Origin of the sequence: Mycobacterium sp. E735 (assembly GCF_001666955.1) — a bacterium.
In the GTDB taxonomy this organism is placed as follows: domain Bacteria; phylum Actinomycetota; class Actinomycetes; order Mycobacteriales; family Mycobacteriaceae; genus Mycobacterium.
Map to the genome: position 1 here is coordinate 1 of NZ_LZIX01000221.1, position 8480 is coordinate 8480.

Consider the following 8480-nt stretch of genomic DNA (forward strand, 5'->3'; position numbering starts at 1 on the left):
GGCGGCACACCCCGCCGGTATTGCAGCGTGTGTTCGATGCCCAGCGGGGCCAGCAGCGCCGACACCGTCTCGCGGATGATGTCCTCCAGGCCGACCCAGGTCTGCCGGCTCGCGGTGCGCACGGTGCCGCCCAGCACCCCGGACTGCGGGATGGCGTTTGCGGCCACCCCGGCGTTGACCGCGCCCCACACCAGGACGGTCGCGTTGCGCGGGTCGATGCGGCGGGACAGCACACCGGGCAGCCCGGTGATCAGCGTGCCCAGCCCGTAGACCAGGTCGGCGGTCAGGTGCGGGCGCGACGTGTGCCCGCCCGGCGAGTGCAGCGTGATCTCGATCTGGTCGGCCGCCGAGGTGATCGGCCCGTGCCGGACCGCGATCTTGCCGACCTCCAGCCGCGGGTCGCAGTGCAGGGCGAAGATCCGCGAGACCCCGGTGATGGCGCCGGCGGCGATGGCGTCGATCGCACCGCCGGGCATCAGCTCCTCGGCGGCCTGGAAGATCAACCGCACGCCGACCGGCAGCTCCGGCACCGACGCCAGGGTCAGCGCGGTGCCCAGCAGGATGGCGGTGTGGGCGTCGTGCCCGCAGGCGTGCGCGACATTGGGCATGGTCGAGGTGTACGGCGCGCCGGTCCGCTCGGCCATGGGCAGCGCGTCCATGTCGGCCCGCAGGGCGATCCTCGGTTCGTGCTCGGGGCCCAGGTCGCAGACCAGTCCGGTGCCACCCGGCAGCACCTTGGGGTTCAGCCCGGCGTCGGCCAGCCGCTCGGCGACGAACTGGGTGGTGGCGTACTCCTGGCGGCCCAGCTCGGGGTAGCGGTGGATGTGCCTGCGCCACTCGACGAGGTCGTCGTGGTGTGCGGCCAGCCAGGACGTGGCGGCGTCGGCCAGGCTCATGGGTGCGCCCGCCGTTCCCGCGCGGCCAGCACCCGGTCACGCTGGGCGGGTGTTTGGGCCAGCTGAACGACCGTGCGGGCCAACATGATCGCGCCCTCGACGACGGCGCGGTCGCCGCTGGGGCCGGCCGCGGCGGTGGCGAAGGCGCGCTGGTGCACCGTGGCGCCGCCTGCGTCGAGCCCGACGATCGGATGGATCCCCGGCAGCACGTGCGTCACGTTGCCCATGTCGGTGCTGCCCATGGGCAGCGCCGCTTCGACCTCGCGGGCCACCGGCTCGCGGCCGAGCCGGCACATCTCGTCGCGGAACACGTCGGCCAGCCATTCGTCGGGCCGGAGTTCGTCGTAGGCGGGCGCCGGGTTGTCGATCTCGTATTCGCAGCCGGTGGCCAGCGCGCCCGCGGCGAAGCACGCGTACATCCTGCCCTCCAGCTGTCTCAGGGAATCCGACTCGAACGCCCGCATCGCGTACTCCAGCGTCGCGCGCCCGGGGATGACGTTGACCGCCTGTCCGCCGTCGGTGACGATCCCGTGCACCAGTTGACCCGGGGCCAGTTGCTGCCGCAACAGCCCGACGGCCACCTGCGCGACGGTCACGGCGTCGGCGGCGTTGATCCCCAGATGCGGCGCGACGGCGGCATGAGATTCCTTGCCACGGTAGTGCACGGTCGCCTCCGACAGCGCCAGCGAGCGGGCCGCGGCGATGTCGGCGGGACCGGGATGCAGCATCACCGCCGCCGCGACGTCGTCGAACACCCCGGCGCGCAGCAGCAGCGCCTTGCCGCCGCCCATCTCCTCGGCGGGGGTGCCGATCAGCGCCACCCGCAGGCCCAGTTCGTCGGCGACCTCGGCCAGCGCCAGCGCGGTGCCCACGGCCGACGCGGCGATGATGTTGTGGCCGCAGGCGTGACCGATCTCGGGCAGTGCGTCGTATTCGGCGCAGACCCCGACGGTCAGTGGGCCGCTGCCGAAGTCGGCGCGGAAGGCGGTGTCCAGTCCACCGGCCGACGCGGTGATCGCGAAACCACGCTCGGCGACCAATGCCTGCGCCTTCGCGCAGCTGCGATGCTCGGCGAACGCCAGCTCGGGCTCGGCGTGGATGGCGTGGGACAGCTCAACCAGGTCGGAGCCACGTCGCCGCACGACTTCCTCGACCCTGTTTGACGGGTCGTCCAATGCGGTGGGCATCCTCGCAGTATCCCACCGCGACCTTAGGCCCCGGGCCTACACCAGCCCGGCGATGAATCCCGCCGCCTGCCCGGGGTACGGCGGCACCCCGTAATCGTGGTGCGCATCCCGGTCGCGGCCGCCGACCACGCACACCGGGTCACCGGGGCTGCAGATGTCGATGGCGCGGCCGGCGAACAGACCCGTCGTCGACAAGGGCGTGTTGAAGCGGTTTCCGGGGTTGCCGAACACCGCGACCGCCGCCACCTTGTTGGCCAGGCCGGGATCCAGCGCGGGGGCCGATCCGAAGTTGCCGATCCGCTCGCCCAGCGGCGGCACCCCGGCCAGCATCGACACCGCGGCGGCGCCCTGCGAGAAGCCGCCGAGCACCAGCCGCGTCCCGGGGCACTGGTCGACCATCTGCGCGATGTGGTCGCGCGCGTCGTTGGCGCCGTCGGCGGTCTGCAGGAAGTTGTAGCTGGCCGGGTAGTTCACCGGGTAGGCGTCGACGCTGCGCGAGCCGAGGGCGGGCCGCAGGGCGTCGAGCAGCGCATCTCCGGCCACCCCGAGGCCCGGCGGCTCGGCGGTGCCGCGGGCGAAGATGAGTTGGACATCGGGGCATCCGTCGGCCCGCGCCACCGGCGGCCGGCCGCTCGCAATCGAAAACAGTGACACCGCAACGGCGACGGCCAGGCCGACCACCTGCCACCTAGGAAGTTTCATGCGGCAGATTTTCACATATGCCGGCGCGGGCCGTCGCGGCGCTAAGCTCCCCGACTGTGAGCGACCCCGCTTCCGACCCCACCGAACTGGCGCGATTGGCGGCGGAGGTCATCGCGGAGCGCACCGGAGTCCCCGAGCACGACGTGGCCGTCGTACTCGGATCGGGATGGCGCCCGGCGGTCGCCGCCCTGGGCTCGCCGACCGCGGTGCTGCCCCAGGCCGACGTGCCCGGGTTCGCGCCGCCGACCGCGGTCGGGCACACCGGCGAACTGATGTCGACGCGCATCGGCGAGCGCCGGGTGCTGGTGCTCGTTGGCCGCGTGCACGCCTACGAGGGTCACGACCTGTGCCACGTGGTGCATCCGGTGCGGGCCGCCTGCGCGGCGGGGGCGCGCATCGTCGTGCTCACCAACGCCGCCGGCGGCCTGCGGCCGGACCTGACGGTCGGCCAGCCGGTGCTGATCAGCGACCACCTCAACCTGACCGCCCGCTCGCCGTTGGTCGGCCCGCAGTTCGTGGACCTGACCGACGCCTACGCGCCGCGGCTGCGGGACCTGGCCCGCCAGGGGGACCCCGGGCTGGCCGAGGGGGTCTACGCCGGCCTGCCGGGGCCGCACTACGAGACCCCCGCCGAGGTGCGCATGCTGCGGGCGCTGGGCGCCGACCTGGTCGGGATGTCCACCGTGCACGAGACCATCGCCGCGCGGGCCGCCGGCGCCGAGGTGCTGGGGGTGTCGCTGGTGACCAACCTGGCCGCCGGGATCAGCGGCGAGCCGCTGAGCCACGCCGAGGTGCTCGCCGCGGGCGCCGCGTCGGCGAGCCGGATGGGTGCGCTGCTGGCCGACGTCGTGGCCCGGTTCTAGATGGCGCCCGAGCGACCCTCGGCCTCCGGCGACGCCCGGCTCGCGGTCGCCGCGGCGGAGTGGATCGCACACGATCCCGACCCGGCGACGGCCGCCGAGCTGGCCGCGTGCGCGCCCGACGAGCTGGCGGCGCGTTTCGCGCGGCCGCTCAGGTTCGGCACCGCGGGCCTGCGCGGTCCGGTGCGCGGCGGGCCGGACGCGATGAACGTGGCGGTGGTGTCGCGTGCCACCTGGGCGGTGGCGCAGGTGCTGCGCGGCCGCGGCCTGGCCGGCGCGCCGGTGATCGTCGGGCGCGACTCCCGGCACGGCTCCGCTGTCTTCGCCACCGTCACCGCCGAAGTGCTTGCCGCCCAAGGCTTCTCCGTTCAATTGCTACCCGGCCCGGTGCCGACGCCGGTGGTCGCGTTCGCGGTGCGCCGCACCGGCGCCGCGGCCGGCATCCAGATCACCGCGTCGCACAACCCACCGGCCGACAACGGCTACAAGGTCTACGCCGACGGCGGCATCCAGATCGTCTCCCCCACCGACCGCGAGATCGAGACGGCGATGGCCGCAGCGCCCCCGGCCGACGAAATCGCCAGGGCGCCGGTGCAGCCCACCGGCACCGATGTGGTCGAGCGCTACGTCGCCCGCGCCGCGGCGGTGCGACGCGGCACCGGGACGGCGCGGGTGGCGCTGACGCCGCTGCACGGGGTCGGTGGCGCCGTGGCCGTGGCGGCTTTGCAGCGCGCCGGCTTCGAGCGGGTGCACACGGTGGGCGCGCAGTTCGCGCCGGACCCCGACTTCCCCACCGTCGCCTTCCCCAACCCCGAGGAGCCCGGCGCCACCGACGCGTTGCTCGCCCTGGCCGCCGACGTCACGGCCGACGTCGCGATCGCGCTGGATCCCGACGCCGACCGGTGCGCGGTCGCCATCCCCACCGCGTCGGGCTGGCGGATGCTGTCCGGGGACGAAACCGGTTGGCTGCTCGGCGATTACATCCTGTCGCGGAGCACCGACCCCCGGGCGGCGGTGGTGGCCAGCTCCGTGGTGTCGTCGCGGATGCTGGCGGCGATCGCGCACCGCTACGGGGCCACCCACGTCGAGACCCTCACCGGTTTCAAGTGGCTGGCGCGCGCCGACGCGGGCGTGCCCGGCGGCACGCTGGTCTACGCCTATGAGGAGGCGATCGGGCACTGCGTCGACCCGGACGCCGTGCGGGACAAGGACGGCATCAGCGCGGCCGTGCTGGTGTGCGACCTGGTGGCCGCGCTGAAGGACCGGGGCCGTTCGGTGGGTGACGCGCTCGACGACCTCGCCCGGCGGTACGGCGTGCACGACGTCGCCGCGGTGTCCCGCCGTGTCGACGGCACCGCCGAGGCGGGCGAGTTGATGCGTCGGCTGCGGGCCGCGCCACCGGGAACGCTGGCCGGGTTCACCGCAACGCTCACCGACATCACCGACGCGGTGATCCTCACCGGCGGCGACGACGGCACGTCGGTCAGACTGGTGGTGCGACCGTCCGGCACCGAGCCGAAGTTGAAGTGCTACATCGAAGTTCGTTGCGCCGTGGCCGGCGGCCTGGACGACGCCCGCCGGCGCGCCGGCGCGTTGCGCGACGAGCTGATGTCGGTGGCGCGAAGCTTCTAGCAGCTAGCGAGGACCATACTGGCGGTCCCCGGCATCGCCGAGGCCGGGGACGATGTAGGCGTTCTCGTTGAGCCCGTCATCGATGGCCACGGTGAAAAGCCGGGCCGTGGGCACCGTTTCCCCAAGCGCGGCAACGCCTTCGGGGGCGGCCACCGCGCACAGCACCGTGATGTCGGTGGCGCCGCGCTCGAGCAGCAGGCCGACGGTGTACTTCAGCGACCCACCGGTGGCCAGCATCGGGTCGAGCACCAGCACCGGCAGGCCGGCCAGCTCGTCGGGCAGCGACTCGAAATAACCTGTGGGCCGGTGGGTTTCCTCGTTACGGGCCACGCCGACGAATCCGACCCGGGCTTGCGGCAACAGCGCGAGCGCCTGGTCGACCATGCCCAGTCCGGCCCGCAGCACCGGCACCAGCAGGGGCGGCTTGGCCAGCCGCACCCCCAGCGTTTCGCCCACCGGTGTGCGGATTCCGAAGGTCTCGCGGGGCGCGTCCCGGGTGGCCTCGTAGACCAGCATCGCGGTCACGTCGCGCAGCGCCGCCCGGAAGCCGTCGTCGGCGGTGCGTTCGTCGCGCATCGTCGTCAGCCGGGCGACCGCCAGCGGGTGATCGACAACGCGCACCTCCACGGTGTTCGACCCTATATAACAATCCGGCCGCTTTTCGTTAAACGCCCCGCCGAAACCGGCCGCGTCGGCGCGGCCCGTGGCTCGCGTCCCCCTATGCTCCCGTGGTGCCGGGCGGAATGAGGGGTTCAACGGGGTTGACCGGCAGGGCATTTCGGGTCCTGCACCTGCTCTGCGCGGTCGCGCTGGCGGGGCTCGCGGCCGGCCCGCTGAGCGCGCGCATCGGCCTTGTGGCGGCGGCGATTCCGCAGCCCGCGCACATCGTGATCGTGGTGGAGGAGAACCGCTCCGAAGCCAACATCATCGGCAACAAGTCGGCGCCCTTCATCACCGCCCTGGCCGCCAGCGGCGCCAACATGGTGCAGTCGTTTGCCGAAACCCACCCCAGCGAGCCGAATTACCTGGCGATGTTCGCCGGCAGCACCTTCGGCGTTACCAGCGACCGGTGCCCGGTCAACGCGGGCGACGCCCCCAACCTGGGTTCGGAATTACTCGCCGCGGGCTACACGTTCGCCGGTTTCGCCGAAGGCCTGCCCGCCGTCGGCTCGCCGGCCTGCACCGCAGGCAAGTACGCGCGCAAGCACGTGCCCTGGGCCAATTTCACCAACGTGCCGCCGGCGAACTCCCTGCCGTTCTCCGGGTTCCCGATGGGCAATTACGCGAGCCTGCCCACCGTGTCGTTCGTCATCCCCAACAACGACGACAACATGCACGACGGGTCGATCGCGCAGGCCGACACCTGGCTCAACCGCGAGCTGTCGGGTTACGCCAACTGGGCGGTGGCCAACAACAGCCTGCTGATCGTGACGTGGGACGAGGACGACAATTCCAGCCGCAACCAGATCCCGACCATCTTCTACGGCGCGCACGTGGTCCCCGGCAACTACGCCGAGCGGATCACCCACTACAACCTGCTCTCCACGATCGAGCAGATGTACGGGCTGCCCAAGACCGGATACGCGGCCGGCGCGCCGCCGATCGCCGATATCTGGGGCTAGAACCCGATGGCCCGATGGCCCGCGTCTTCGGCCGCCGTCGCTATTGTGTGCCGCATGGCTGCTGACCTCGTGCCCATCCGCCTGAGCCTGTCCGACGGCGACCGCTACACCATGTGGGCGCCCCGCTGGCGCGACGCCGGCGACGAGTGGGAGGCCTTCCTCGGCAAGGACGAGGACCTGTACGTCTTCGAAAGCGTCGCCGACCTGGTCGCGTTCGTGCGCTCCGACACCGACAACGACCTGGTCGATCACCCGGCGTGGAAGGACCTGACATCGGCGCACGCGCACAAGTTCGCGCCGGCCGGGGACAAGCAATTCGATCTGGTCGCGGTCGAGGAGCTGGTGTCGGAGAAGCCCACCGAGGACTCGGTGACCGGGCTGGCCCGCACGCTGTCGCTCGTCTCCTCCATCGGGTCGGTGTGCGAGCTCCCGGCGGTGTCGAAATTCTTCAACGGCAACCCAACGCTGGGCACCGTGTCGGGCGGGATCGACCACTTCGCGGGCAAGGCCGGCCTCAAACGCTGGAACGCGATCGGCGAGATCATCGGCCGGGGCTGGGACGACGTGCTGGGCGCGATCGAGGGCATCGTGACCACCCCCGAGGTGGACGAGAAGCTGTCGGCCAAGGCGGCCGACGAGCTGGCCGAGGAGCCGGAGGAAGACGAGGCCGAAGACACCGAGGCCGGCGCGGAGGCGGAGGAGGCCGCGGACGAGGCCGACGAGGCCGAGGAGGCCCTGGAGGATGACGTCGAGGCCGACGAGGAGCCCCGCGCGGCCGGCGACACCGTGATCCTGGGCAGCGACGAGGATTTCTGGCAGCAGGTGGGCATCGACCCGATTCGGATCATGACGAGTTCGGGCACCTTCTACACGCTGCGGTGCTACCTGGACGACCGCCCGATCTTCCTGGGCCGCAACGGGCGCATCAGCGTGTTCACCTCCGAGCGGGCGCTGGCCCGCTACCTCGCCGACGAGCACGACCACGACCTTGCCGACCTGAGCACCTACGACGACATCCGCACCGCGGCCACCGACGGCTCGCTGGAGGTCAAGGTCACCGAGGACAACATCTACGTGCTCAGCGGGCTGGCCGATGACATCGCCGACGGGCCGGACGCCGTGGACCGCGACCAGCTGGACCTGGCCGTCGAGCTGCTCCGCGACATCGGCGACTACTCGGAGGAGGGCACGGTCGATAAGGCGCTCGAGACGGGGCGCCCGCTGGGCAAGCTGGTGGCCTACGTGCTCGAGCCCGGCTCGGTCGGCAAGCCGTCGGCGCCATACGCGGCGGCGGTGCGGGAGTGGGAGAACCTGGAGCAGTTCGTCGACGGGCGGCTGCGCAGGGAGTAGCCCCCGTTTGACGGGCCCGGAAGTCTCCTCTTTACTGGCGGGTGTCGCTTCCCGGGATAGGCCCGTTGCCCCTGTACGGCTTTCAGCGCCCGGGCATGCTCGTGTTCGGTTTGCTGCCGCTGGGCTTGTTGGCGGTCTACATCCTGGTCCAGGCCCGCCGCCGGCGCCGGCTGCGCCGGTTCACCGAGGAGGCCGTGCCGCAGTCGCCGAGGCGGCACATTCCGATCGCGG

8 protein-coding genes and 1 pseudogene are annotated in these 8480 nt (G+C 72.2%); 5 read left to right on the plus strand and 4 right to left on the minus strand.

Annotated elements, in window-relative coordinates; genetic code table 11:
- From A5704_RS17600 to A5704_RS17610, 3 genes are all read right to left on the minus strand, one after another.
- The coding region (locus tag A5704_RS17600) for an amidohydrolase (protein WP_067890155.1) at window positions 1-896 on the minus strand (896 nt) is incomplete at its 3' end.
- Window positions 893-2083, minus strand: a complete 1191-nt coding sequence (locus A5704_RS17605; protein WP_067752370.1) for a M20 family metallopeptidase — start codon at window positions 2081-2083, stop codon at window positions 893-895. The genes A5704_RS17605 and A5704_RS17600, both read right to left, overlap by 4 nt.
- Before the next feature lie 36 nt (window positions 2084-2119).
- A complete protein-coding gene (locus A5704_RS17610; RefSeq protein ID WP_067752366.1) occupies window positions 2120-2785 on the minus strand; it encodes a cutinase family protein in 666 nt (221 codons plus the stop codon).
- Window positions 2786-2841: 56 nt separating this feature from the next.
- Between A5704_RS17610 and A5704_RS17615 the strand changes: the two genes are divergently transcribed.
- Both A5704_RS17615 and A5704_RS17620 read left to right on the plus strand, forming a co-directional pair.
- Window positions 2842-3648, plus strand: coding sequence for a purine-nucleoside phosphorylase (locus tag A5704_RS17615; protein WP_067752363.1), 807 nt, complete (start codon window positions 2842-2844; stop codon window positions 3646-3648).
- A complete protein-coding gene (locus A5704_RS17620; protein ID WP_067890158.1) occupies window positions 3649-5277 on the plus strand; it encodes a phospho-sugar mutase in 1629 nt (542 codons plus the stop codon).
- A 3-nt stretch (window positions 5278-5280) separates the two neighbouring features.
- On the opposite strand, the gene upp is transcribed toward A5704_RS17620, so the two are convergent.
- Window positions 5281-5904 (minus strand): uracil phosphoribosyltransferase, encoded by a 624-nt coding sequence (gene upp / locus A5704_RS17625; protein WP_067890159.1) that lies wholly within the window; start codon window positions 5902-5904, stop codon window positions 5281-5283.
- A gap of 116 nt (window positions 5905-6020) precedes the next feature.
- On the opposite strand from upp, the gene A5704_RS17630 reads away from it, so the two are divergent.
- The 3 genes and pseudogenes from A5704_RS17630 to A5704_RS27805 all read left to right on the plus strand — a co-directional run.
- Window positions 6021-6899 carry an alkaline phosphatase family protein gene (locus tag A5704_RS17630; RefSeq protein WP_067890161.1) on the plus strand — a complete coding sequence of 293 codons (879 nt, stop codon included), beginning with the start codon at window positions 6021-6023 and terminating at the stop codon, window positions 6897-6899.
- Between the two features lie 54 nt (window positions 6900-6953).
- Window positions 6954-8249, plus strand: a complete 1296-nt coding sequence (locus A5704_RS17635; RefSeq protein WP_067783976.1) for a primosomal protein — start codon at window positions 6954-6956, stop codon at window positions 8247-8249.
- A 41-nt stretch (window positions 8250-8290) separates the two neighbouring features.
- Window positions 8291-8480 (plus strand): annotated as a pseudogene (locus A5704_RS27805) (hypothetical protein); the annotation flags it as partial.

Bases quoted from the DNA above. Each gene is read 5' to 3' on its own strand.
- A5704_RS17605 (WP_067752370.1), bottom strand. From the start codon at position 2,083: ATGCCCACCGCATTGGACGACCCGTCAAACAGGGTCGAGGAAGTCGTG.
- A5704_RS17610 (WP_067752366.1), bottom strand. From the start codon at position 2,785: ATGAAACTTCCTAGGTGGCAGGTGGTCGGCCTGGCCGTCGCCGTTGCG.
- A5704_RS17620 (WP_067890158.1), top strand. From the start codon at position 3,649: ATGGCGCCCGAGCGACCCTCGGCCTCCGGCGACGCCCGGCTCGCGGTC.
- A5704_RS17630 (WP_067890161.1), top strand. From the start codon at position 6,021: ATGAGGGGTTCAACGGGGTTGACCGGCAGGGCATTTCGGGTCCTGCAC.
- A5704_RS17635 (WP_067783976.1), top strand. From the start codon at position 6,954: ATGGCTGCTGACCTCGTGCCCATCCGCCTGAGCCTGTCCGACGGCGAC.